Source organism: Alcaligenes sp. GCM10023179, from assembly GCF_042653705.1.
Lineage (GTDB): Bacteria > Pseudomonadota > Gammaproteobacteria > Burkholderiales > Burkholderiaceae_B > Alcaligenes > Alcaligenes phenolicus.
Map to the genome: position 1 here is coordinate 1 of NZ_JBHSIQ010000006.1, position 25943 is coordinate 25943.

Consider the following 25943-nt stretch of genomic DNA (forward strand, 5'->3'; position numbering starts at 1 on the left):
CAAACCAAGATAGCGCCGTCCATCTGGGCAGCACCGGTAATCATGTTCTTGACGTAGTCAGCGTGGCCGGGGCAGTCAACGTGTGCGTAGTGACGGTTAGGCGTTTCGTACTCAACGTGCGACGTGCTGATGGTGATACCACGTGCTTTTTCTTCAGGGGCGTTGTCGATCTGCGAGTAATCGCGTGCTTCGCCGCCGTATGCCTTGGACAGAACCGTGCAGATTGCAGCGGTCAGAGTGGTTTTACCGTGGTCAACGTGACCGATAGTACCGACGTTGACGTGCGGTTTAGTCCGTTCAAACTTGCCTTTAGCCATGGCAGACTCCTGAAGGGATAGAACGATATAGAGAAGAGAGATGTGGTGCCCATGACGCGGATCGAACGCGTGACCTCTCCCTTACCAAGGGAGTGCTCTACCACTGAGCCACATGGGCATTCAACTTCAGCCGAGAGTGGCTAAAGATTTTTACCTGGAGCGGGTGAAGGGGATCGAACCCTCGTCTTAAGCTTGGAAGGCTTCTGCTCTACCATTGAGCTACACCCGCAGACTTTTCTTCACCCTCTCCTAAAGTCGCCTTGCTGGCTGACTCTAGAAAAGTGCTGGTGGTGGGAGTTGGATTCGAACCAACGTAGGCGCAGGGCCAACAGATTTACAGTCTGCCTCCTTTAACCACTCGGACATCCCACCCGAAGCGAAAATCGAATTATGGACATGTTTTAAGAGGTCGTCAAGCCTTTTGGGAAGAAAACTGAATAATTCGATGAATTTTTTAGAAAAACCGGATTTGGGGCGCTTTTCTTACCGGTTTTGTCACTGTTTTCAGGCGTCAGACATGCCGCTTTTGAATGCTTTCAAAACCAGGGAATCACGGTGAAATACGGGTAAACACATAGATTTTTTTCTGTTTTCAGCGCTTGTTTTTGTAAGCAAAAGATACGAAACCGGATTTTTCGCTTTTAATTCGGCTCTCGGACGTCTTCCCTGCTCTGTTCCCTGACTTGCCTGGAGTTCCTCTTGCTGTTTTCCACTGGCCAGGGCACAAGCAAGCAATCTGAAAACCATGCAGCCAAATACTGCTCAGTAGCAAAACACGGGGCATGGCAAGGAAAAAGCCGACCTTAGGTCGGCTTTTTTACATCAACTGCATCGCTTTCAGCGTGGCGCGGGCCTGACTTAATCGTCCGTTTGCTCCAGCAAGGACGATAGCCCCTGCTTTTCCAGCAAAGCATTCAAATGCTCCCAGCCATGGAAAGCGATCTGCAACTGGCCCTTGTCCTTGGCACCGACCTTCAAGGTCACCTTGGTACCCAAGTGGTCAGACAGCACCTTTTCAAAGCGCTGTACGTCGCCATTGCGGTTCGCCTTGCTCTGGGCCTGCTTGCTGGCAGGCTCGTCATCCTCGTGCAAAGCACGGGCGACCAGCTTCTCGGTTTCACGTACCGACAGACGGCGGGCAATCACCTCGTTGGCCAACATGATCTGACGGGCAGCGTCCACAGCCAGCAAGGCACGAGCGTGACCCATATCGATGTCGCCGGCCAGCAGCATGATCTGCACAGGCTCTGCCAGGTTGATCAGACGCAGCAGGTTGCTGGTGGTCGAACGCGAACGGCCAATCGCCTGAGCGGCCTGCTCATGAGTCAGACCGAACTCGTCCAGTAAACGCTTCACACCTTGCGCCTCTTCCAGCGGATTCAGATCTTCACGCTGGATGTTCTCGATCAGTGCCATGATGGCGGCGTTCTCGTCGCCTACCTCGCGCACCAGAACGGGCACTTCTTCCAGACCAGCAATTTGCGACGCACGGAAACGACGTTCACCGGCGATGATTTCGTATTTGCCCTTGTCCTTACCCGACAGAGGACGCACCAGAATAGGCTGCATCACGCCTTGTGCGCGAATGGACTCGGCCAGCTCGTTCAAGGCGCCCTCGTCCATGCGAGTACGCGGCTGATACACCCCAGCCTTGAGCAGTTTGACGGGCAGGTTGGAAGGTGGGCCATCGCTCACCGTCGCTTCGCCCTTTTTCCCGATGGTTGCGATAGCGCCTGCGTCTGCGCCGAGCAAGGCATCCAAGCCTCGACCTAGACCTTTTGGTTTTCGTGTAGCCATGCTTACATTCCTATTGATTCTTGTGTGCCTTATGCCTTGTCGCTGCGGGATTCTTTCTTCAAGCGCTTGATCAGCTCTTTACCAAAGTCCATATAGGCCTTGGCACCCCGGGAGTTCTTGTCATACACAATACCTGGCATACCGTGGCTTGGCGCTTCAGCCAAACGTACGTTACGTGGCACCACCGTCTTGAACACCTTATCGCCAAAGTGTGTCTCGATCTGATTGGAGACTTGCTGCTGCAAAGTTACGCGGCCATCAAACATCACCCGCAGCAAACCAATCAACTCCAAATCCGGGTTGATATTGCGATAGACCCGTTTAACCGTATTGACCAGATCCGACAGCCCTTCCAGCGCAAAGTACTCGCACTGCATGGGGATGATGACCCCGTGAGCACTGGCCAAACCATTTAACGTCAGTAACGACAAGGTGGGTGGGCAGTCGATCAGCACAAAATCGTAATCGTCCAACACCTGAGCCAGAGCCTGTTTAAGTTGTTGCTCACGCTCTTGCATCTGGATCAGGTCGATTTCGGCGCCCGACAGCTCCCTATTGGAAGGCAAGACGTCATAGCCGCCTGTTTCTGAATGTATCTTTACGTTAGCAATGCTTTCGTCGCCAATCAGGACTTGGTACAAATTACCAGACAGGCTGTTTTTATCAATACCACTACCCATGGTGGCATTGCCCTGAGGATCCAGGTCAATCAATAAAACCTTTTTCTTCAGTACAGCAAGAGCAGCTGCCAAATTAATTGCTGTGGTCGTCTTGCCTACCCCGCCCTTTTGGTTCGCAATACAAAACACATAGGCACGGGGAGATTTATCGTCTTTTTTACTCATGATTATCCTTGCTGCACCAACCACACTAGACAACGCTGTGCCTCTAGCTCCGGTACGGTTAATGATTCTATTCGTTCGACCCGCCAGTTACTTTCAGATTGCAATGCCGCTATTTCTTGATCAGGTTCTTTACCCTTCATAGCCGCAATGCGTCCACCTGGACGAACATGCCTGCCTGCCAAATTTACGAAATCAAGCAGCGAAGAAAAAGCTCGGGAAACCACAATATCAGCCTGCATGGGTTCCAGCTGCTCTACACGCACATGCATCGCCGACAAATTGGGCAAAGCCAAAGCACCAACCATTTGTCGAACAAATGCCATTTTTTTCTCGACAGCATCGATACAGGTAATGTTCCACGTGGAACATGATGCTGCCAAAACAACTCCCGGCAAACCTGCCCCTGAACCTACATCTACAATCTTTACCGATTCTTGTGTCTGTGTATTGTTGCCGGCCAGATAGTTCTGAAACGGACGGACAATCGACAGGCTATCAAAAATGTGTTGCACCAGCATTTGATCTGGGTCACGCAGGGCGGTCAGATTATAGGTACGGTTCCAACGCTGCAACTGATTTATGTAATCCAGTAGCTTGCGTACCAGGACAGGGTCCTGATCCAGACCCAAATCCAGCAGGGCCTGATTCAGGCGTTTTGAAAAAATATCGCTCATGCCGTTTGTTTGTTCTTTTGCTTGCGCTTCAGGTGTACCAACAATAAAGAAACCGCCGCAGGTGTCACACCTTGAACACGCCCGGCCTGGCCAATGGTTAAAGGCTTGGCAGCCTTCAAGCGTTGGCGCACCTCAATCGACAATCCCTTGATGTCGTCGTAATCCAGGTCCTCTGGAATGGCTTGCTCTTCCAGTGCTGCCTGACGAGTTACCTCATCCTGCTGACGCGCCACATAGCCCGCATACTTCACCTGAATTTCCACCTGCTCAACATGCACCGGATCTTCCAGACCTGGGCCTGCTACAGGCATGCCTTGATCATTCAGCACAGCCATCAACTTGGCGTAGTCCACTTCGGGACGCTTGAGCAAATCGAAGAAGGAGTATTCCCGTTCGATACTTTTACCTAACAGTGCATTTGCTTGTTCGGCAGGCAAATTGCGGGGGTTCACCCAAGTGCCCTTCAAGCGTTCAATTTCACGTGCAACCGCATCACGTTTACGATTGAAATGATCCCAACGGGCATCATCCACCAGGCCCAACTCTCGGCCAATTTCAGTCAATCGTTGGTCGGCATTATCCTCCCGCAGACTCAAACGGTATTCGGCACGAGACGTGAACATACGGTAAGGCTCGGTCACCCCACGGGTAATCAAATCGTCTACCAACACACCCAGATAGGCTTCGTTGCGACGTGGATACCACTGCTCTTTCTCTTGTGCCAAACGCGCTGCGTTCACCCCGGCCAACAAGCCCTGAGCGGCGGCTTCTTCGTAACCTGTCGTGCCATTGATCTGACCGGCAAAGAACAAGCCACGAATCTGTTTGGTCTCCAGCGTGGGGTACAGGGATCGAGGGTCAAAATAATCGTATTCAATCGCGTAACCTGGACGCATGATGCGGGCATTTTCCAAACCAGGCAGGCTGCGCACCATAGCCAACTGGATATCGAAAGGCAAGCTGGTCGAGACACCATTAGGGTAGATCTCGGTCGTGCTCAAGCCTTCAGGCTCTAAAAACACTTGATGGCTGCTCTTGTCCGCAAAGCGATGAATCTTGTCTTCAATAGACGGGCAGTAACGCGGACCAATGCCCTCGATAGTGCCCTGGTCGCTATACATGGGCGAGCGATCCAGCCCGGAACGGATGATGTCGTGGGTACGCTCGTTGGTATGCGTAATCCAGCACGGCATCTGTTGAGGATGCATGGAAACATCACCCATATAAGAGAACACCGGAATCGGATCGCTGTCGCCAGGTTGGACTTCCAGGCGGGAGAAATCGATGGTGTTGGCATCAATGCGCGGAGGGGTTCCTGTCTTCAACCGCCCTTGCGGCAACTGCAGTTCCCGCAAACGATGCGCCAAGCTGATGGACGGCGGATCCCCTGCCCGGCCCGCAGAATAATTATTCAGGCCTACATGGACCAGACCATTCAAAAAAGTTCCTGCTGTCAGAACCACAGATTTGGCTTTGAATTCCAAGCCAATCTTGGTCACGGCACCCACAACCTGATCTCCTTCCACAATCAAGTCTTCGACTGATTGCTGGAACACCATCAGGTTGGGTTGGTTTTGTAGAACCTCGCGAATAGCCTTGCGGTACAAAGAACGGTCCGCCTGAGCACGAGTGGCGCGCACGGCCGGGCCTTTGGAGCTATTCAGAGTACGGAATTGAATACCGGCGTGGTCGGTAGCCAACGCCATTGCCCCGCCCAGCGCATCCACTTCCTTGACCAAATGCCCCTTCCCAATCCCCCCAATAGAAGGGTTGCAGGACATCTGCCCCAAGGTATCCATATTATGGGTTAACAATAAGGTAGACACGCCGGTTCGAGCTGCCGCTAAAGCCGCTTCGGTACCAGCATGTCCGCCGCCTATGACAATAACGTCAAACTCTTCGGGATAAATCATGTCAGAACAGCTAAAAAATAAAAATCAATTATACGATTACCAGCGGAGTATGTTCCACGTGAAACACATGGAACCAATATCTGTTCCACGTGGAACACAGTTTTTTGCGTAAATACCACTGTGGATAACTTTGTGGAGAAAGGGACGCTTTTTTATCCCCAGGCCACCTTGGGAAGCACAGGCTGCGCTTGCAAAGATTTTCTTCAGCCAGAACTCCCTAGGGAGCGAAGCCATAAAAGGCGCGCTTATCACTCTTAAATCCCCTAAAAGGGGCTATCTAAGCCAGTACCTCACAACAGGTGGATAAAAGCAGCCCAAGCAGGCAGCAAAATTGTGGATAACAGAGCAATAAAAAGAAATACTGCCTGAGGACCACATCCACCGTTCTACAGTGTGGCGATAAGGAAATTTCGGCTGGCCTGCGGAAAATATAAGGCGTCGATTATGTAATCCGACTACCTTGGCTACAAGAAAAAAGTGTCCTATGCGCAAAAAGACAGCTATCCAGATAGAACAGGATTTACTTGAGACGACAGATACTTTGAAGAAACAACAGCAGCACCTTTAACGCCTAGCTTAAAACCTGGGACTTAATCGAGAGGCCGAAGTTAAGACACAGGTCTAGCCAGAAAATTCCCGCGGCTACAACACGAACCTGCAGCGCGAGAGCTGAGGAAGGAAAACAGCAGGAGAAGCCGGGCTCGGAACCTATATAGGCAATAGCTATATCAATGTAAGAAACCGATCCTGAGTGCTCAGTTCCACGATCAACAGATACGCGCAGAATCTATGGTATTTTCGACAAGAATTTGTCTGATACTTCGCCACCCAACTTTTTACTCAAATCTGAAGCGCGGGTGCATTTTTATTATTCATATCAGTAGACCCATGCAGATCACATCCAAGCTCCCTTCTGTGGGCACCACCATCTTTACCACCATGAGCCAGCTGGCTCTGGAGCATAAGGCCATTAACCTGGGCCAGGGCTTTCCAGACTTCAATCCGGATCCAGCCCTGATTGAGGCTGTGCACCAGGCCATGCTGGATGGCATCAACCAATACCCTGCCATGGCTGGTTACCCTGCCCTGCGAGCCGCCATTGCCAGCAAGACGCAGGCTCGGTATGGCCGCCTTTACAACGTGGATACGGAAATCACCGTCACCAGTGGCGCTACTGAGGCCTTAATGGCCAGTTTCCAGGCCTTTGTGCACACAGGCGATGAGGTCGTCGTAATCGAGCCCTTCTACGATCTGTATATCCCCGCCATCGAGCTGGCCGGAGGTACCCCTGTTGCTGTCCCCATGACAGCGCCTGGCGAGGCTGTACCCTACTACCGCGTCGACTGGGACCGTGTGGAACAAGCCATCACCAGCAAGACCCGTATGCTGGTGATCAATTTCCCACACAACCCAACCTGCACCATCTTGCAGCCCCAGGATCTGGACGCGTTAGAGCAGATTGTAGAAAAGCATCCTTCCTTGATCATCTTGTCCGATGAGGTCTATGAACACCTGACCTTCGATCAGAAAGAGCATCTAAGTCTTGCTACCCGCCCTCTCCTGGCAGAACGAGCAGTAATCGTTTCTTCCTTTGGCAAAACCTTCCACGCCACAGGTTGGAAAGTAGGCTACTGCTGTGCTCCTGCCAGTCTCAGCACGGAAATTCGCAAGGTCCACCAATACACCGTCTTTACCGTTCCTAGCCCCTTACAGGCTGGTTTAGCCACCTATATGCAGGATCCAGCCACCTGGGAGAGTCTGCCCGCGTTCTACCAGGAAAAACGCGATCATTTGCATCAAGGTCTGCAGAACACCCGTTTCACTCCTATGCCCAGTGAAGGGACTTTCTTCTTGCTAGCCAGCTACGAACACATTTCGGAGCTGTCCGAGCTGGATTTTGCCAAGCATCTGAACCAGAACTATGGCGTAGGCGCGATCCCCGTGTCTGCCTTCTACCTGAATCCCAATTCTGAGCAGGCTAACCATCGTTTGCTGCGTTTTTGCTTTGCCAAGCAGCTCAACACCCTGGACCAGGCTATTGAACGCCTGAAAAAGGTCTAAAGGCTTTTTTCCCTACCTTCATCAAACCGCCGTCAGGCGGTTTTTTTGTGTCCTGATTTTTGTGGACAAGTGCAGTCGTCGCAATCTTGCCTAAATCTGTCACACAAGCCCTGCAACGGCGACGTAAAACAGCAAGCATTGTCCGAAGCACAAACCATCCACCGTAAACCACAAAACCCGCATCTTGTGCCCCATAGAACACCAAACGTGAAACAGGCAATATAACCTTCCAGCGCTGTCCTGTTGATAACTTTGGGGGTAAACCTGATTTTTTGCCCAGTTATCGCTTCTTTTCCTTTGAGAAAAGTAAAAATCAGCCAGCTCGCAGGCCTTCCTGTTTCAGTTCATGTGGCTTGCCAAAAAACAGGCCTCAAAGTTAAAACCACAAAAAATATAGATATAAAACAAGGACTTATTTCAATATCACAAGCTTTGAACAGACTTTGCAACTGTGAAAATACACAGGTCACCAAGCCTCTTCGAGCACCACAAGATACGAGCAAGCACAAACCAACGCTTTACCCACAAAATGTGGATAAGTCAAAAATTCAAACAGGATTGACCTAGTACAAGCTCCAGGCGCAGCAATCCCTGCAGCCATAGCAAACTCTTGGCCAAACATGTCGTCCAGGTAGAACACCCCTCTTTTGCCATCCCGTCCCTTTGTTTGAGTTTTTCTCATGTTGAAAGAAAACTCCGGGAACAGACGACAAAGTCGATCTTGTACGGTTCTGAAAATAAATTTTCAGCCTTTGACACTCAGATTTCTGTATGCAAAAGCCGCATAAGCCAGCTTTGAGCGAGATCGTGATTTTTGTTCATGGACTGCATCTTAGTCGAGAACTTTTAGCTTGCAAAGGGCATGAAGCTGGCCTGCAGAGAGTTGAACTTATCTTATATAACAAGCACTTAAATCTTTTATTGGAATTATTGGATGGAGCCCTGTTGATAAGTCGAACAAGTGTCTTTAGCAGCGTTAAAACAAGAGCTTAGCGCTTTTTTTTCCGGGGATAGATCTAACGCTTACCGGTGGATGGTTTAGGTACAACTTTTAGACTTCACAAAGAAGTACCTACTTATGCCTTATGTATCCACACCCTGTTCACAATGCCCTTCCTAGAGCTTATCCACAGCAAAGAAAATTGTAACAGCGGGATAGAAAGTGAATTTACCGGGTTGCTTGGGTAAATCCGGTGTCTGTCATGATGATTTTTTCTGGCCAACGCAAAGCGGCCAGGTGAAAAGCAGAGCCTTCAGGTGCCTGGTCCTTGCGGCGATCGCGCCAACGAGCTCCTACGGAAAAATCCACGCAAAATGTATTTTTCTTTGCTCCATGCCAGGAAAATGGATCTATATCTTTGAATAATAAGGAATATTTAGACATTTTCGCTGTTGGTTGAGGAAAAAGCTGGCGCCAATAGTGGCCAAAAACGACAGGAATATCGTCCTGGTAGCTGTTCCACCAAGGAGTTCGGTCGGAAAAACGCCAACGGTTGCCAGCAAAAAACGGACGATCTGCGGGTCCTTCAGTGCCGGAAGTCAGCAAACGGATGGGGTTGAAGTCATTTTTGACCAAATCGTAGTCAATGTAGGCCTGCAACAAAGGTATCAAGGCCTTTGGGTCTTCAATTTTTTCTTTCCATTCTTGTTTTGCAGCTAGATATTTATTCAGAATTCCTTTTTTTTCTGCATAAGTATCAGCTTTACGCTCACATTCAAAGAAAAAATCAAGAAAATCTTCGTTTTTAACCGATCTAATTGCATCAATAGCAGGATTATTCCAGGCTGCATGCACAATTCTCAGGTCATCTCTTTCTAATGCAATGGGTAGTGAGCTTAAAAACTCTCGGATTTTGTCTCTATTTTGAGGTTTTGCACGTATAAATGGCGAGTAATTCTTTAAATCTGAATGATATCGCTGATCAAAATACCAACCTGATCCATCTTTTGCATCATCTATCAGTAGATTGATTTCATGATTACCTAATATCCCTTTTGCTTTATTATTATTTATCAAGGACTTAAGGTATTCAATTACAGCAGGGCTATTTGGACCTCGGTCACAATAATCTCCCACGAATATCAGGCTACGTTGCTCTGGATGAGAGCCATCTTCCTGGTAACCCAAATTTTGGATCAGTTGTTGCAAGGCCTGAAGCTCTCCATGTACATCACCGATGATGTCTAAAGAACCAGCAGGTAAAGGCTGTACAAGAAAGTTGGGCATGGGTGAAGAGATCTTTATTTAATAATAACTATATATATAACTGGTAATGGATAATGAGTGTCTGTGGATAAGTGGCATAGATAGAAATTAACCTTTAATTTCAGTACTTTATTGACCACTTTCGCCTGTGCACCACCCCGATGGAGTCGGTGGACCGAAACTGGACAAAATTTGAGGCCTGGCCAGACCGGCAACTTATCCCCCTTTCATCCACAGCAGGTCCACAGCAGGCCTTCTTGGAGCTTATCCACAGGGGGCCAGAGCCAGTAGCTGCCTTAAATATAGCTTTTTTGCCCCGTTCTTGACCGATTTTCTGGCCGGATCTCGCCCGCCTGGAGCGTCTGGATGAGCGGATGTCGGTGTTTGCACCAACACCATGTTGAAGTGCGAATTAAGTCCTTATAATATCCACAAATTATTCACTTTCTTATTAACTGCTGATTTCTCCGGATTTTATATTTCCATTTCTGGTTTAATCTATTTTGTTAATAAAGTTGTGGATTTCTTTGTTATCCAGATCTGTGGATAAGTTTGATTATCACGACTGTTATTTGTTTTCCAGTTCCAAACATAATCCTGTTCTTGTAATTCAACGCCGTGATTTTGTTTTCTTTCATTTTTTATTTCTGTATTCAAAAAATAAAAAATTAGCAGTCCGAATTATCATTTTTAATTGTTGTCTGGATTGCTTTCTTCTTACCTATCTATCTTTTATTTGGACTGGCCTCTTTTTTGGTTAATGTGTTTCCTTAGAAAAAATAGAAACTAATCAAACATTTGAGTCTGTTTATCTCTATTCTCCAGTCGCTTTCTTTGATTATTTCTTGATTCCTTTCCGAGTTTTTTAGATAAAGTTGACTTATTTTTAATAAAAAAATAACTTGAAGCAGAGTAGTAAGTATTGAATGATCGGGTTTAGCGATGGAACCTATCTGCCGACCCGACCCGACCCGACCCGACTGCGGCGGCCAGGCTGTCTTATGGAAAACTGGATATTTATTCAGTATTGGATATAAACCCAGTTCTATGTGCCCGTTTCCCGGCACTCCCTCCCTTGCCCAAGCACTAGCATGCTTTATTGATCGTTCTCTGTCCGGATGCTAAACGTGGCTTTTTGGCGATAGTGGGTAATTCGTTTTGTCAGCTATCTACTTTGATAGGACAATCTGCTCACCGTGGAACTTTCGGTGCGTTTGGGTCGACAAAGCCATGGGTTTGAATCGCAAATTGCTGTCAAAGTGAGGCGAAACCAGCACTTGCTCCAGTACATGGACAACGTATTTCTGCCTTGGCCCGTGGAATCACCCACTTATCTTTAAGGGGTATGTTTTTTCCTTGTGGGCAGCAAGGGTATTCTCCTGCTAGCCCGTGGCTTGTATCGCTATAAGAAATAGCGCGAAATCTCCCCTCATGTAACAATTGCCGCCAAGGCTGTTTAATCCTTAAGTATCGTCTCGCTACTCTCCCTGTACTTCATGTCTCAACCGAATATCGAAGAAGCCGCTCAGGACTGGCACGGCTTGCTCCAGAAAGTGCCCCTGGCGGTCCGTGCTCATGTGCTGACTATCACTCAAGATAACCAGGACGAGCTTGCGACCCACTTTTATACGCATATGCTCAAGCACCCTGCCGCACAGGTGTATCTCTCGCATGATCAGGTACATAAGCGCTTGCATCGCTCCTTGCGCAGTTGGTTGGTACAGCTGTTTTCGGTGGATGAACACAGTGATATGCAAGATCAGGTCAAGCTGCAAAATCAGGTTGGCGAGGTTCATGCTCGGGTTGGGGTGCCGGTTCACCTGGTGCTGCGTGGTGCTCGCTTGCTCAAGGGGCGTTATGCCCGCTTCCTGTTTGAATCTTCGACTATTAGTTCCGAGCAGGCCTGGGAGTGCTATCGCTACATTCAGAACTTCATTGATCTGGCGATGGAACTGATGAGCCATGCTTATGCCAATTCGCGTGAGCGTAAATCCCGTGCCGAAGAGTCCTATCGCCTGTTTGCCATTGTGCAGAACGTGGCGGCCGAGCGTGGCCGACAGCGAGCCGCGCTGCTGGATTGGGAAAATCTTTTCATGTTTGCGATGGCGGTCAACAATGGTGTGACGCCTGCCCCGCGGATTGGAGATTCGGACTTTGGTATCTGGTTCAAGCATAAGGGTGCGCATGCCTTCCAGGGCACGGTAGAGAGTCGTGAGATCCTGGACTTGATGAATCTGATTGATACCGAGCTGATGCCGGCTTTCGAGCAAGGGGACGCGAAAGGACAGGTTCTACGCTTGCATGAGCTGCGTGATCGAACCCGAGCCATTGGTTTGCACCTGGATCGCTTGTTTGAGCAGCAAAACGAGCTGGAGTCGGGCCGGGACGTGCTGACCCGCCTGTTAAGCCGCAAATACCTGCCTGTCGTGCTTAGCCGTGAAGTGGGCTATGCCCAGCAGCGGGGATCGCGTTTTGCGCTGCTGGCCGTGGATATAGACTTCTTCAAGCGGGTTAATGATACTCATGGCCATGATGCCGGTGATCGTATCTTGCGTCAGTTTGCTGAGCTGCTCAGCAATAGCGCGCGTGCCGGTGATTACGTGTTCCGCCTTGGGGGCGAAGAGTTCCTTCTGGTCTTGGTCGACGTGGATGCGGATGGTGCGATGCGTGCCGCCCGTAATTTGCGTCTTCGTATTCATGCGGAGACCTTCCGGGTTGTGGATGGCGAAAGCATGAATATTACCGCCAGTATTGGCGTGGCCTTGTATGACGGTCACCCGGATTACGAGCGCACGCTGCGCCGGGTTGACCGCGCCTTGTATCAGGCCAAAGAAGAGGGCCGCGACCGGGTTGTCTACGTCTGATGGGACGGGCTTGCCCGCCCTTTTATGTCGTATGGCGGCAACCTGTGCTACAAGTGCGTATTGTTTTGTTCCTGCCAGTGTTTGGTGCCTGATTCCTGACGGTTGCGCGGCCTTTGAAGTGGTGGCTCCGGCCGGATGTGGCGCGTGAAACACAATTACATTGAATGGCATAAACGCTTTGGCCCCAGGCTGAAGCAGGATTTGTTTGCGAGCTGATTTTATGCATCCCCGTTTGGCTGTTCTTCCCCAGTACCTGCTCCCTAAACAGGCTCTGACCCAGTTTCTAGGCGGCTTGGCCTCCAAGCCCATGGGCGGGCGCACGACCTGGGCTATCAAGCGTTTTATCGACCGTTATCAGGTCGACATGAGCGAGGCAGAAAACTCCGACCCAGCCAGCTACGCCACCTTTAACGAGTTTTTTGGTCGTGCCTTGCGTCCGGGGGCCCGCCCTATCGCGGAGACGGCCTTGGTCAGCCCGGTTGATGGTGCCATCAGCCAGTTGGGGCCTATCCAGGGTGCCGAGGTGTTCCAGGCGAAGGGGCATAGTTACTCGACGACGGCTTTGGTAGGCGGAGACGCTCAGGAGGCTGCCCGCTATCAGGATGGGCTGTTTGCGACCCTGTACTTGAGTCCTAGCGACTATCACCGGGTACATATGCCTTGTGCGGGTGTGCTCAAGCGCATGATTCATGTACCAGGCGATTTATTCTCGGTCAATCCGACGACGGCGCGCGGTGTTCCCGGCCTGTTTGCCCGTAATGAACGTGTGGTCTGCTTTTTTGACTCCGAGCAAGGCCCGTTCGTATTGGTGCTGGTGGGGGCGACGGTGGTGGGCAGTATGGTCACGGTTTGGCATGGTGTGGTAAATGCCTCGCGTGACGGCAAGATCCACGAGTGGAACTACGAAGGTCAGAATATCGCCTTGCAAAAGGGGCAGGAAATGGGCCGATTTCTGCTGGGTTCCACGGTGGTGATGTTGTTCCCCAAAGAAAGCGCCTATCGTTTTGATCCGAGCTGGCAGCCGCAAGGCGTAATCCGCCAAGGTCAAGCGATGGGCTATCAGGGCTAAACCCTGTTTTCTAATGAATAAAACCTGTGTTCAAGTGGACACAGGTTTTTTTTTGTCGTCGGGTCGTCTAAAGGCTCGGCGCCTCCGGCAAAAACTCCCCCTTTGGGGAGGCAGCAAGCCGAAGGCGTTGCGTGGAGCCTTTTTTGACGGTTCAGCGCTTAAAAGTAATCTGTATTCAAGAGGTCTGTGGAGTGAGTATGAAAAGGTGGGGGGCGATGGTGATCAAGATTTTGGTCCTGTTATTGGTCTTGGCGGTAGCGGCCTGGGGCGCGCTGGCACTACAGTTTCAGCTGTCAGCAGGTTTGGGGCGCTGGCTGGCATTGGCTGGCTGGGTCGCGGTGGCTGGATTGAGCCTGTATGCCTTGAGCAAGGGCAAGAACTGGCTCTTTGCACCCCAGGCGTTGGGTTTTCTGGTGCTGGTGGTCTGGTGGAGCAGTATTGCGCCCAGCAACGACCGGGAATGGGCGCCTGATGTGGCCAGAATGAGTTACGGCGAGGTAAATGGTTCAGTGGTGACTCTGCACAATGTGCGTGACTTTAACTGGCGCAGCGAGACCGATTTTGATGAGCATTGGATTAGCCAGGACTACGATCTGCAGACGCTCAAATCGGTAGATATGTTCCTTTCGTACTGGATGGGCCCGGTGATCGCTCATACCCTGGTGTCTTTTGGGTTTGAGGATGGCCGCCATGTGGTGTTTTCGGTAGAAATACGCAAGGAAAAGCACGAGGCATTTTCTGCGATAGGCGGTTTTTTCAAAGAGTTTGAGTTGAGCTTGATTGCGGCAACAGAGCAGGACATTGTGCGTACCCGTAGCAATGCGCGCGGCGAAGACGTGTATATGTACAGCGTGAAGTTGGCGAAACCTGCCATGCAGGCCTTGTTCTTGTCTTATGTGGAGCAGGGCCAGCAATTGCAGACTACTCCTCGTTTCTACAACACCTTGACGGCTAATTGCACCACCATTGTTTATGACATGGTCTCCAGGATTGTGGACGGGATACCGTGGGACTGGCGTGTGCTGGCTTCGGGCTATTTGGCCGAGTATGTGTATGGTCTGAATGCTTTGGCGCCAGGCCATAGTTTCCAGGAACTGAAGCAACTGGGCTACATCAACCCGAGAGCCTTGTCGCAGCAGGAGGGGCAGGATTTTTCTGCTTTGATTCGACAGGATTTGCCTCTTGTAAAGCCTTTTTAAGGCTGTTTTAGGCGCTTTTGTTCCACGTGAAACATATGTTTTACTTGATACGCTCTGAAAATTAGAGCGTATCAGGAATAAAAAGAATAAATAAAAACCCCATCATATGAAAATCATGTGATGGGGTTTTTTAATCCCTGTACCCTGTTTTCCAGATTGCAGATGCGATAGAAAATAATTATTTTTTCCAAATGCGTCAGGGCTGATCACGGACAGTTTAAGGAGCGACCCGCCACTGCACCAACTGCTCCAGCGTCGTGGTGTTGCCACCACACACAACGACCAGAATGTTGTTGTAGGGAGCCAGGGCCTCATGATCCAGGTAGAGAGTCGACAAAGCCGCGCCACATGCGGGTTCCACCAGAACGCGATGATCGGTCAGAAAGCGCAGGCATGCGCTGACGGCCTGAGCATCGCTGACCTGAACGGATGAGATTGGCTGATGGCGTAAGCCTGGTCGCAGACGCGTGGTGCAGCCAAGGAGGTGGCAACCCCACTGACTTCGCTAAGTGTGATGTGCTGGCGCTGCCTTACCGACTCGCCCAGGCTGGCGGTGCCCTGGGTTTCTACCGCAATAATCGGGGTTTTGTCCCAACCCTGCTCCCGCAGGCCTTGAGCCATACCGCATAGCAAGCCACCCCCGCCTACAGCCAGCAAGACGGCATCCGGCTGTACGCCCATTTGGGCCACTTCTGCGATCAGGCTGGCATGGCCTTCCCAAAGCAAAGGATCATCAAATGGGTGAATCAGGGCGTCGTCTTCTTGCACCAGGGTCAGCGCATACTCATGAGCTTCCTGCCAGTTCTTGCCGATTACGTGCAGCTCGGCTTTTTCCCGTTGAATCAAGCGTCTGGCGTGTTCGCTAGTGGTTTCGGGGACGACAACAAGGGTGGGCATGGTCAGGCGGCGTCCGGCATAGGCAAGGGCAATTCCGGCATTGCCTCCCGAAGAAATAATAAAGCGCTTCTTTCCTTGCTGGGCATGGTGCTGACACAAGTGGCCAATACCGCGAATTTTGAATGATCCGCTAGGTTGCAGCGCATCCATTTTTAACCAGATTTGTTTGCCAAGCTGCTCGCTCAAGGCGTGTGAAAAAATGAGCGGTGTCTCAAGGTGAAGAATCATTTCTTATCGTTCCAGATTTTATAGTGATCTGAGGGGGCGCGTTGGGCGCTCCGAGCGCTGTTCACCACATTTTATCGGTCTGAAACACGTGTGGCTAAAGATCCTGGGCATGGTTTTGTGACGACCAGGACAAGCGGGCAGAAAATTGTTTGGAAAGGATGCTTATATCATCGGGCCTGGATTTTGTAACTGTTCTTGTTCTCTGCGCTAAGTCCCTTTATTAGCGTTTAATGTGAGGCAGCTTACTAACTAACTACGTGTCTGCACCTACTTACAATTTTGCTTCGTCAGGACTGTAGTGTTCAAGCTAAATCAAGGGCTTATCTGATAAAATTCCAGATAAATCGCCCGACTCAAGACCCCTTTCCGTACGGAATTCAGGCCCGGTCTTAAGCGTTTAATTTTAAGTGCATGATAAGCACCGAAACTCATTCCAATCACTCGGGCCATAAAGCAGTGTTGTTTTTTGCTTTGCCTGGGCGGAATAAAAACAATAATAACCAGAACTTATTTCTAGAAAGGACGCTGTGGTAGCGGTTCTTAAAGGAATAAAGATTTTGTTATGAAAACTGCCACCAGACCTGCTGATATTTATATGCGTTTTTTGCAGCTCGCCGATTCGCTGCATACCCTGCCTTGCTTGCCTTGCCTGGACCCTCTTGAAGAGCGGATCCTGGTGCTGGTTGCCAAGGCATCGAAAGACTGTTTGCGTTTGTCGGTGCGCGATGTCATGGCCGTAGAACGGCTGGGATCGCCCGCGACTATTCATACCCGTCTCAAATCCATGCGCGAGAAAGGCTGGATCGTCCTTAGTGATACGGAGGACACTCGCCGCAAACAAGTGGACTTGAGCCAGGCTGCCCTGCTGCATTTTGATCGTCTTTCCGCCTGTCTTTTAGAGGCGGCAAATGTTTGATTGATCAAATGGAGTGGCCTGGCACCCGTTGTAATTGCTGAACCCGCAAAAAGAAGCGTTTGGCATCAGGTAAATAAGCGGGAAGAGCTCGGGTCCAACTAATGGAATGCAAACAGGCGTTTGCAAAAAGCGCTCGCGTGTCTGGTGCTTAAAAAACGGAAAAGATAGGCGGCATTAAAACAATGCCCCTGTTCCGCGGATTTACCTGCCTTCAAAGAGTCTATTTTTCTATACTGGGGACTCACCTTGAATTCCATGCCTGGAGGCAGAATGCGCTTACCCATCTATCAGCTTGATGCCTTTACTGACACCTTGTTTGCAGGCAATCCTGCCGCCGTGGTGTTGTTGCCCGAGTTCCCTGACGATGCCTTGATGCAGTCGATTGCGCAGGAGAACAATCTTGCCGAAACCGCCTTTCTGGTGCCACAAGGCCAGGACTTTCGCCTGCGCTGGTTCACCCCTACGGTAGAAGTGCCCTTGTGTGGACACGCAACATTGGCCAGCGCCGCCGTTGTGCTGCAGCATGTGCGTCCCCAGGACAGCCAGGTGGTGTTCCATACGCTAAGTGGTGCTTTGACGGTACGTCGTGACCAAGACAGCTATGTCATGGATTTGCCTGTGCGCCCGGTTCACCGTGTGGATGACAATCCTTTGCTGGAGCAAGCCTTGGGCACCAAGATTACGCAACTGTGGCGTAATGACTTCACCCATCTGGCTGTATTGGAAACGGAAGAGCAAGTGCGACAGCTGCAGGTGGATGCGGCAGCCATGCTGGCCAGTGGCTGTGACGGATGCATTGTGACAGCGCCGGGCTCGGGCCAGTTTGACATTGTCAGCCGCTTTTTTGCTCCTGGTCACGGTATTGAGGAAGATCCGGTGACGGGCTCGGCCCATTGTGCTTTGCTGCCGTACTGGGCTCCTATTCTGGGCAAAACTCATTTGCTGGCATATCAGGCTTCTGCCCGTGGTGGTGTACTGGACTGCACCTTAACGGGTGACCGCGTGTTCTTGAAAGGCCAGGCCGTCCTGTATATGGAAGGACACATCCAGATCGCCTGAGACGATGCCAAGCGGTTTAAACGGGCATGGCGGTGCCGTGCCTGTATTGGTAAGGCCCTTCCCTTGTTTTTGCCCGATCAGCACAGTAGTCAGCAAGACAGGCTGTACATTTTTTCGGCCTTCTTTATTGCGACTTTTTATGGTTTTTTGATCTCTTATGATTCCTGTCGCTCCATTTTCTTTGCTGTTTCTGCTGATTATTACGCTCGGGCCGCTTGCCTTAATTATTGTGCTGGTCTGGGTGGTTTTGCTTTTAGTACAGCCACATCGCCGGGAAAACTTTAAGAAAAAACCCTGGCCACGCCTACTGGTTTTGCTTCCTTTGCTTGTATTGGCGCTCTACTACAGTTATTTCCAGTGGGAGGTCTATCAGTTCGATAAACGTCAGGCACAGGAGCTGGCTAGTCGGCAGCATGTTTTAAAAGAGCCTGGCCGTTTTGCCGGAATTGATATGCCAGCCGGAACAGAGCTGGAGTTGAGTGTGTGGGGCGACCCGGACAGCGTGTCCTGGGCTCGTTTCCCGGGGGCGGTCATGGTAGGCAATGCTCCAGTGCTGTCTTTCAAGCGCCCCCGGCCCGATTTGCAGAACTCCAGCTGGAAGCTGCATCTGGCAGGCGATACGGAATTGGAGGGCTGGCAGTGTGATGGCAGCCAAGTGATTGAAATGGAACAAGATTCCATGGCAGAGCACGGTTTTCGTTTTGTCAGCTGCTTTTTGGCTAAAGGGAATCAGATCAGGGGCTGGAGTCCCTATGCGGCGGCTTCCAATATGAATACAGCCCCGGATTTTGTTCTGGATCTACCTGCCGGCACTTTGGTTCAGGCCAGGCCGGATGGGACTTTGTATGTCAACGGTGAGCGGGATCAGGACCGTTGGATGGTACGTGTAGAGGAAGAGGGTTTACAGGTTCAGGCATGGAATCTGCCTTTGGAACGTGCTTATTTCTCAGTCGATAAAAATAAAAATCTGCTTTATCTCTCGCATGCTCAATTGGCTCGAGAATTTCAATTCGGCGGATTTAGTTATCCAGCCGGTACGCGTGTGTCGACGCCCAACTATCGCTTTTACCCGCAGTGGCCACTTTTATTGAGAATGGTATTGCCTGCGGATGGCGAATCGGATCAAAGAAAAGAACAGGTTCATGACCTGCTTAGTGGCCAAATTTTGGACGGATTTCACTAGTTAACGACCTGATACCGGCTTTTTTTACCTGTAATCTGCAGTTTTTTTGTGGTGGGTGTAATTAAATAAGGCGAATTTGTTTGGAATGGGTCAATTTGAGTTAATGTAAGCATTTGAAGCGAATGTATAAAATAAAAACGTATCGTTTTCAAAGGTGGAATTTAGAGGGTTGGTGGCTGCTGGTTTCGTTTTTTAAGGTTTTGGCCTTGAGCGGAAGAGACAATCCGTCGGACTGAAACCGCCCTATTGCTGGCTTAACTGAACAAGGTTAGATGCCGCTATGACGACATATCAAGGGGAACTGCTGGAGCATACGCAGGCCCACGCACAGGCTGCTTACTGGTTTACTCGCTTGAACTCGGGCGAGGCTACCGCAGCTGAATTACGGGAATTTGAGGATTGGCGCCGTGACAATCCTGAAAATGAACGTTCATATCGATATATTTGCTATTTTTGTGACGCCAGCCTGGATGCGCCCGAGCATGAGATACGCCGTTTATTGGCTGGCTCGGGGGAAAAGCCAGTGTTGCTCAAGCCCTATCACCGTGGTTTGCTGGCGGGTTTTCTGGTGTTGGCCTTGGCGCTGACCGTGTTTTTCTCCTGGCCCGAGCCGGTATTGCGAGAAGAGCACTTGGTATCGGGGGCTCAAATGCTGGAGCAACGGTTTGTCGATGGGGCCGTGCTGCGCTTGGGCCCGGATTCAGCCCTTGAAATCCGTGAATATGAGGACAGATTGAATCTGCAGCTTTTACGTGGACAGGTCACGCTGTTGCTGGCTGATCCCACACCAAAGAGTGTGACGGTCTTTTCCAGCTTTGCGCAGGCCCGCAGTAACAAGGGGCAGTTCTCGGCTTTTCTGGACAGCGATCAAATGAAATTTGCTGTGGATACTGGATCGGTCGAAGTATCTAGCGGGACATGGTGGCGTCGACAGACTCGGGTCTTGATTCCCGGTCAACATATTGATGTGGATCGATGGTCTGGAATGAAACGGGTTCAACCCGCTCCTGTATCTCCGAATGAGGCCGACTAACAGTCGGCCTCTTACGTTTCGGAACGTTCAGAACATCCAGTTCAGGAACAATTTACCGTTTATATCGGCACGGCTATCCCCTAATAAACGGGTGCTGGCCGACAGACCTAAACGCAGACGTTCGGATTGCTGCAAGCTGATGCTGGTGCCCAGCGCCAAAGCATGGCTATCTACCCGCGCGTAACGACCATCAAAACTCACGGATTGGGCACTGGCGAAGGCCGCCTCCTGGTTCTGGTTACGGCTTAGCAAAGCCTGCTCCCAAGCAATCGATAAGGACGTGTGCAGTTGGCGATCCTGGCTTAAATTCCAGTTTTGACGCAGGGCCAGGCCAATGGAAGCCTGCAAGGCATTTTGGCGGCTGGCGTCCAGGCGCAGACGGCTGGCGGCATCGCCGCTCTCTTCCAGTCCAGGGCGCCGGTAATGGAGGTAATCCAGAGCCAGAACTGGCCCGATGCTGCCGTTCTCGCCCAGCGCCCAGTTGTAGCCAGTCTGTACACCGAGCGAGAAGGTATGCCCTGTCCAATCCGAGGAGGGACGTGCTTGATAGCCCGCAAAGCTGATGTTGCGGTTCATCTTGCCCTGTTCGATACCCACACGTAGTTGGGCCAAGCCATTCCAGCCTTCCTGGCTGTAGCCACGGTAGCGGGCATGCACCCCCAGGCCCAGACCGGTCAGCTTGCTCTTGGCCTGGAAGGGGGCGTCTACGTTGACGCGCTGCTCGTTGGCATTACCATGCACCCCCAGGCTCCAGTCACTGCCTTCAGCCCGGTGTTCCGCCCCCAGCATTACCCCATAGGTCTCGCTGCGGTGGTCAACATCGTTGTTACCCAGTTGCCAGTGGTAGCGGCCCCCATAGGTCTGGATGAAGCTTTGCCAGCCGCTCTTGTTGATACCGTCGGTTTGGCGCAATTGCTCGGATACCAGTTGTTCGCGACGCAAGGCGGCGGCGGTTTGGGCGGCGTAAGATCCTGCACTTAATTGGTCCAAAGCCAGGCCAATATCGCTGCCATCAGTTCGAGAGAAGTCCATGGCCTGATACACCGCTGCCAGGGACTGATTGCCCGAGGAGGCTTGTGCCAGACTGGTACCTACCGAGGCTGCATTGGGCGAAGCAGCATATTGCGCATAAGCGTCCTGATTACGGCTGACGGACCAGCCATTGCCGGTACTTTTTACATTCAGAGTGGGGGATGCCAGCGTGGCATTGAGCGCAGAAAACTGCCCTTGTGTCTGGCTGGCAGTGAACACCTTGTTCTGATTCAGTGTCCAGCCGTTCTGATACCAGTCTGGCTGCAGGTCCACGTGCAGTTCACCATCCAGCTGAGCCAAGCCTTGCACATCAATATGATCGTTCTGCGTGGTCGAGGCCTCCACCAGAATCCGGCCATCGGCACCTTGGACAAAGTTGCCCTTGATCGTCATGTTCCCGTAGGAATTCCCAGGGCTGAGTGTGCCGTTATTGGTGAAGTTGTATTCAGGGTTGATCGTGAATTCGCTATTGCCGTACAGGGTGGCGCCCTGATCTACTCGCAAGCCATACAGCTCGTGCTGCCCATTCAAGGAAGTTGAGCCCCCGGCAATGACAACAGCCAGATTGTTTTGACCTTTGATATTGCCGTCATAACGCATCTGGAAATTAGGATCAGCCGCCTTGGTGGCACGACCGTTTTCATCGGCCTTTTGACCGAAGCTGATGCGGGTCAGGAGCAGTTGCTGGTCAGAACCGCGACGGTTGTAGTTCGAGGTGATGTCACCAGTAATTTGCGCGCCCTGCAAGATATTGATGTTCTGTACCCAGGCATTGTCTGCGATATGGATGGCTGCTTTCTGGCCCGACAAGGTGCCGGACAGATCGTAATTGCTGATCAAGGCACCTTGCAAAATGGTCGGTACAGCTTGTAGCCGGCCATCCACTACGACTAGCCAGGAGCCGTGATACTCATCGTCGCTACCCATGGCGTTCTGGCCAAAGTCAAACAGGGCTCCGATGCCATCCTGGCCATCTGCCCGGACCTCACCTTGCTGAACAATATTGTGATGACGACCATAGCTGAATTGCAGGCCGCGGCCATACCAGCCCTGGGCATGAATACGCGTGGCTTCGGGGATAAGGAGAGTGTTTTCGCTACCATCCACACGTACGCCTACGCCTCCTGGCCCGGCTGTCAGTAAATCCGCCGCCTGGGTAATGGTGTTGCGTTCGCCATAAATGTGCAGCCCCAAGCCTTGCGTGGCCATATTGTATTGGCCGGGCAGGTAGGCCGTGCCGTTTGCATTGCGGGCAAAGTAGCCATTGGTATTGTTCAGGGTGACACCGTCCCCATAGACCGAATAGCCAAAGAAGTTGCGGCGATCAATGCTCAGCCCAATATCCTGCAGGGCGGCAAGCTCGGCTTCCATCAGATTCACATAGTTGCGATAGGTCTGATGGCTCATCAAGCTGTTGCGCAGCTCGGTGTGGCTCATGTAGTTGCGATCCACTCCGTATCGCGGTTGGTCATGAACGTTCAGGATGCTGACGGGGATGCCCGGCATGGCGCCATTCAGGACTTCCTGTACATGATCTCCAGTGAAGTAGCCCTTGTCTTCGCGCAGGTCAAAAGCGGCAGGATCATATGGGTTGGTGCAGACCGAGCACAGGATTTTCTGTCCGGGGCTGGGGGCTCGACCCTGGTCATCGCGCAAGCCCAAGGCCCAGGGGCTAAGGTCATTCAGGAAAAAGGGATCGGGTGGATCAAAGCTGTTTTCAGGCAGGTTGTCGGTGACTGTATTGCTGATGCCCAAAGCATGCGCCAACTCGTGGAAAATGACGGCGTTGTAGTCCGCCTTGCCAGTTAAGGGCAGTTGGCTTGGATTGACGGGGGCGGTATCCAGATCCAGCTTTCCGACGCTGATAACCGCATCGGGGTTGTTTGGGTCACCCTGGAAGATTCCGTGCAAGCGTGCTTGCAAGGCCGACAGGACGAAGTTGGGATGATCAGGGTTACTTAGTTGGGCACCATAGGCATTGGCGTTCTTGTCATTCATGGTGCCCAGGTTGATCACAGCCGGTGTGTAGCCCGCCGGCAGATTCAGGATTTCGGCCCAGCGCTCCAGTGCGGCACGAATTTTCAGCCGACCATTCTCGTCAATATTCCAGGGGGAAACGCGTGGATTAGATTGATCCGACGTATCGTAACCGCCATCATCCGGCCCATAGATCCGCAGCTCAAAGGCTTGTTGACCTTGTTTGTTCAGAATGAATTCTGTCTCGTAGGCATAAGCGCTGCCGGCCCAGCTCAAGGCCAACAGGGTGTGGCCTAGTAGTGCTTTGATTTTGAAGTCCATGGGGTTCAGATAAAGAGAAGACAATGGTTAGGGGGCACTTTTCGTATAAAAGTAAATAAAAGTGTCTTTTCTTGCTACTTATTTCTGAGCTGTGCCGAACAGCTGAGTAAAAGGCGCAACACTTGTGCACACATCACGGTAAAGAACTACCGGGTTTCAGCCGTAACCCTCTAGGGGATGATGTGTACAAGAGAGGAAAGTATGACCATAGAGATCAGTGGACAGGGTTTAATGCATAGACAAACTATGCCTGTGGCCGAACCATTAAACGCGTCGGCCAAGACGCCCCCTGTGGTACCCGAGCAGGAAGAGTCTGGTTCCATAGACTCATCGGGACGTATCAAGGTGCACCTGTCTCCCATGGGCAAAGATCTGTCGTTGACCAGTCAGCAAGCTCAGAAAAAAGGCCGCGACAAGGACATTGATGACAGCTCTTTGCCTGACGGAGTCAAGGACATACTTAAACGTATCCGCGACCTGAAAGAGCAAATTCAGCAAAAACTGATGGAGTTGCAACGTATCCAGGCCAGCGACAAAGGTAGTGAAGCCGAAAAGAAACAGGAGCTGGAGCGCGTGCAAGGCGAGCTAACCAGCTTGAACGGTGCTCTGTCCAGTGCCCACGCCATGTTGAACAAGGTTATGGACGACGTTGAGCTGGATGGAGATAGCCGTATGGAAGTGGCAGATTTGTTGATGAAGTAAGAAGCCGTTCGACTGGCTTCGGGAGTCCTTGGGGGCGCGGGTGGTTTGTTCGGGCGCAAGCCTGTATGAACCATTGACCGCGCCCTTTTTTGACTCTGGACAGCCAGGGGCTGCCGTCACTGATGCTCAGGGCTGGTTTGCCACCGTCAAGGCCTGCGTAATTTTGTGGTTGAGCTGATGTGGAGACATCAAATCCGCCGTGACCTGTGCTTTGGTACGAATGATGTAGGCAGTTGAAGGATTCAAATCAATGCAATACACCACCAGCGATCCGCCCCCTAGGGGAGCGGCACCAATATAAACCCCTAACTGTTCGCTGGCTGCCGAGTCATTGCGCTGCTGGTAGCCTTCGCCCGCGGCGGTTTGCTGAACGGTATCCAGGCACTGGGCCACGCTGAGACGGGAGATGGAGCGCTGTTCCGCCTCCAATTCCAGAGGCATCCATTCTTGAGCTTGTACTGCCCAAGCGCCATGAAGCAAAGCTGCCATCAAAACCCACTTGTTGAGTGTGTGCATGGTGTCCTCCCGCAGGAGACGATGGAATGCTCAGCATAGTCCTGATCGATGAGGACGAGCTTTGATAGGGCTTAATTCAGGGATGAATTTCGGGTTTTTACTGAGGTGGGGGCCTGCTCGCAGTAGTCGGGGTAGGCAAGTATCCGGCCGTCGGCTTGAAGAGGGTTTCAGGCCTTCTTCCTTTAGCTGCTAGTGTGGCTCTTGGTCTTTCTGCTTGTGGGCTGGAAGTTTCCCTGTTTGTTTCAGCAGTTTCTTTTCTTCTGTTTTGACGCGACGTTCCAGCTTTTTAATATCTTCCTCGGCAGGGAGCTGCTCAGGTTGGATACCGCGCTGACCCAGCATATCGCGCACGCTGCGGTTGTTCTGTTCATGCTCGCGGGTGATCGACGTCTCGCCATGTAGCTGCTCTTGCGTGACGTTGTGATTCGTCATTTCCGTGGCGAGGTTCTTGGCGGCAATGGTTAGCGTAGGCAGAAAGTCAGCCAAGGGGCGGGTTTGAATAATGCCGTAGCGGTCTTTCATCATCTGGGTGGTGTGCCCACCAAATAGCGCCGCATCCCCTTTTGATCGGATGCGGCCGAAGCCTTTGTCGTCTACCCCATGTTCATAGAGGTTTTGCGATAGTGTCCTTTCGGACTCGCGAAGGCGTTCGCGGGCATCCAGTCTGGCTTGCAGACGCATGCGATCTTCAATCAGCTCCTGCTTGCGGGTCTGGATGGCGAAGTAGCTTTGAGCAAAGGCAATGGCCGGCTTGCGTGGGTCGCCGTTTTGGGCGATGAGGTAACAGGCATAGCGGGTGAGCATGATGTCTTCTATTGAACGATCTGCTCCGCTGCCAATCTGGACCATTTTCGTGACGCCACGAAAATGGTCCCCTTCTTCGTAACCCGTTGTTTTACAAGACTCCACCGCCCGATCTATCGCCGTCTTGAAGTTCTCCCAGCGCATATAGCCCAAGGGTTCCATCAAGTCGCGGGCGAACCAGAACTCCACGCCCTCTTCGGGGATGGTGTGGCTCAAGCCGTCGAACTGGTTTGTTAGCTGCTTAATGTCTTGAGATTCCACTTGATGTCTCCGGGTTGTATGACACGTGTCATCACGTCGCCAAAAGCCTTGTCTGGTTCTGGGGCCCGT

Annotated in this window: 19 protein-coding genes, 3 tRNA genes and 1 pseudogene; 9 read left to right on the forward strand and 14 right to left on the reverse strand. The window is 51.5% G+C overall.

Going from position 1 to position 25943, the window contains the following annotated elements; translation table 11 throughout:
- The 8 genes from ACFPDR_RS17030 to mnmG form a co-directional block, all read right to left on the reverse strand.
- The coding region (locus ACFPDR_RS17030; RefSeq protein WP_376911581.1) for a GTP-binding protein at positions 1-317 on the reverse strand (317 nt) is incomplete at its 3' end.
- 43 nt (positions 318-360) lie between these two features.
- Positions 361-435 (reverse strand) — tRNA-Thr (locus ACFPDR_RS17035).
- Between the two features lie 37 nt (positions 436-472).
- Positions 473-546, reverse strand: a tRNA-Gly gene (locus ACFPDR_RS17040).
- A gap of 56 nt (positions 547-602) precedes the next feature.
- Positions 603-689, reverse strand: a tRNA-Tyr gene (locus ACFPDR_RS17045).
- Between the two features lie 486 nt (positions 690-1175).
- Positions 1176-2114, reverse strand: coding sequence for a ParB/RepB/Spo0J family partition protein (locus tag ACFPDR_RS17050; RefSeq protein WP_009462421.1), 939 nt, complete (start codon positions 2112-2114; stop codon positions 1176-1178).
- Positions 2115-2143: 29 nt separating this feature from the next.
- Positions 2144-2959 carry a ParA family protein gene (locus ACFPDR_RS17055; RefSeq protein WP_021447168.1) on the reverse strand — a complete coding sequence of 272 codons (816 nt, stop codon included), beginning with the start codon at positions 2957-2959 and terminating at the stop codon, positions 2144-2146.
- Between the two features lie 2 nt (positions 2960-2961).
- Entirely contained in the window at positions 2962-3633 is a 672-nt protein-coding gene (gene rsmG / locus ACFPDR_RS17060; RefSeq protein ID WP_035269551.1) for a 16S rRNA (guanine(527)-N(7))-methyltransferase RsmG, read from the reverse strand.
- A complete protein-coding gene (gene mnmG, locus ACFPDR_RS17065) occupies positions 3630-5546 on the reverse strand; it encodes a tRNA uridine-5-carboxymethylaminomethyl(34) synthesis enzyme MnmG (protein ID WP_376911584.1) in 1917 nt (638 codons plus the stop codon). The genes rsmG and mnmG overlap by 4 nt, the downstream gene beginning before the upstream one ends.
- 888 nt (positions 5547-6434) lie before the next feature.
- Here mnmG and ACFPDR_RS17070 point away from each other — a divergent pair.
- Positions 6435-7607 (forward strand): methionine aminotransferase, encoded by a 1173-nt coding sequence (locus ACFPDR_RS17070; RefSeq protein WP_203145277.1) that lies wholly within the window; start codon positions 6435-6437, stop codon positions 7605-7607.
- A gap of 466 nt (positions 7608-8073) precedes the next feature.
- On the opposite strand, the gene ACFPDR_RS17075 is transcribed toward ACFPDR_RS17070, so the two are convergent.
- Together ACFPDR_RS17075 and ACFPDR_RS17080 are read right to left on the reverse strand one after the other, a co-directional pair.
- On the reverse strand, positions 8074-8289 hold the full coding sequence (locus tag ACFPDR_RS17075; RefSeq protein ID WP_115634645.1) for a hypothetical protein: 216 nt from the start codon (positions 8287-8289) through the stop codon (positions 8074-8076).
- A gap of 486 nt (positions 8290-8775) precedes the next feature.
- Complete coding sequence (locus ACFPDR_RS17080) at positions 8776-9834, reverse strand: metallophosphoesterase (RefSeq protein ID WP_376911587.1); 1059 nt, start codon at positions 9832-9834, stop codon at positions 8776-8778.
- Between the two features lie 1475 nt (positions 9835-11309).
- On the opposite strand from ACFPDR_RS17080, the gene ACFPDR_RS17085 reads away from it, so the two are divergent.
- From ACFPDR_RS17085 to ACFPDR_RS17095, 3 genes are all read left to right on the forward strand, one after another.
- Positions 11310-12677, forward strand: a complete 1368-nt coding sequence (locus ACFPDR_RS17085; protein ID WP_035269543.1) for a diguanylate cyclase — start codon at positions 11310-11312, stop codon at positions 12675-12677.
- A gap of 220 nt (positions 12678-12897) precedes the next feature.
- The gene (gene asd / locus ACFPDR_RS17090) at positions 12898-13746 is read left to right on the forward strand and encodes an archaetidylserine decarboxylase (RefSeq protein WP_009458320.1); all 849 of its coding nucleotides are present in this window, start codon (positions 12898-12900) and stop codon (positions 13744-13746) included.
- A 197-nt stretch (positions 13747-13943) separates the two neighbouring features.
- Positions 13944-14945 carry a DUF4105 domain-containing protein gene (locus tag ACFPDR_RS17095; RefSeq protein ID WP_170978580.1) on the forward strand — a complete coding sequence of 334 codons (1002 nt, stop codon included), beginning with the start codon at positions 13944-13946 and terminating at the stop codon, positions 14943-14945.
- 217 nt (positions 14946-15162) lie between these two features.
- Here the strand turns inward: ACFPDR_RS17095 and ACFPDR_RS17100 are convergent.
- Positions 15163-16070 (reverse strand): annotated as a pseudogene (locus tag ACFPDR_RS17100) (pyridoxal-phosphate dependent enzyme).
- Positions 16071-16632: 562 nt separating this feature from the next.
- Here ACFPDR_RS17100 and ACFPDR_RS17105 point away from each other — a divergent pair.
- The 4 genes from ACFPDR_RS17105 (at position 16633) to ACFPDR_RS17120 (ending at position 20261) form a co-directional block, all read left to right on the forward strand.
- The gene (locus ACFPDR_RS17105; protein WP_021447165.1) at positions 16633-16986 is read left to right on the forward strand and encodes a MarR family transcriptional regulator; all 354 of its coding nucleotides are present in this window, start codon (positions 16633-16635) and stop codon (positions 16984-16986) included.
- 270 nt (positions 16987-17256) lie between these two features.
- Positions 17257-18045 (forward strand): PhzF family phenazine biosynthesis protein, encoded by a 789-nt coding sequence (locus ACFPDR_RS17110; RefSeq protein ID WP_060186807.1) that lies wholly within the window; start codon positions 17257-17259, stop codon positions 18043-18045.
- Positions 18046-18202: 157 nt separating this feature from the next.
- On the forward strand, positions 18203-19228 hold the full coding sequence (locus ACFPDR_RS17115) for a hypothetical protein (RefSeq protein ID WP_060186806.1): 1026 nt from the start codon (positions 18203-18205) through the stop codon (positions 19226-19228).
- A gap of 280 nt (positions 19229-19508) precedes the next feature.
- Positions 19509-20261 carry a DUF4880 domain-containing protein gene (locus ACFPDR_RS17120; protein ID WP_035269538.1) on the forward strand — a complete coding sequence of 251 codons (753 nt, stop codon included), beginning with the start codon at positions 19509-19511 and terminating at the stop codon, positions 20259-20261.
- Between the two features lie 27 nt (positions 20262-20288).
- On the opposite strand, the gene ACFPDR_RS17125 is transcribed toward ACFPDR_RS17120, so the two are convergent.
- Positions 20289-23591: an autotransporter outer membrane beta-barrel domain-containing protein gene (locus ACFPDR_RS17125; protein ID WP_376911590.1), complete on the reverse strand. Its 3303-nt coding sequence runs from the start codon at positions 23589-23591 to the stop codon at positions 20289-20291.
- Positions 23592-23822: 231 nt separating this feature from the next.
- Between ACFPDR_RS17125 and ACFPDR_RS17130 the strand changes: the two genes are divergently transcribed.
- On the forward strand, positions 23823-24293 hold the full coding sequence (locus tag ACFPDR_RS17130) for a hypothetical protein (protein WP_376911592.1): 471 nt from the start codon (positions 23823-23825) through the stop codon (positions 24291-24293).
- Positions 24294-24419: 126 nt separating this feature from the next.
- Here ACFPDR_RS17130 and ACFPDR_RS17135 read toward each other — a convergent pair whose 3' ends face one another.
- Both ACFPDR_RS17135 and dinD read right to left on the reverse strand, forming a co-directional pair.
- Entirely contained in the window at positions 24420-24809 is a 390-nt protein-coding gene (locus ACFPDR_RS17135) for a DUF6180 family protein (protein ID WP_060186804.1), read from the reverse strand.
- A 189-nt stretch (positions 24810-24998) separates the two neighbouring features.
- Positions 24999-25874 carry a DNA damage-inducible protein D gene (gene dinD, locus ACFPDR_RS17140; RefSeq protein WP_376911593.1) on the reverse strand — a complete coding sequence of 292 codons (876 nt, stop codon included), beginning with the start codon at positions 25872-25874 and terminating at the stop codon, positions 24999-25001.
- Positions 25875-25943: the final 69 nt, after the last annotated feature.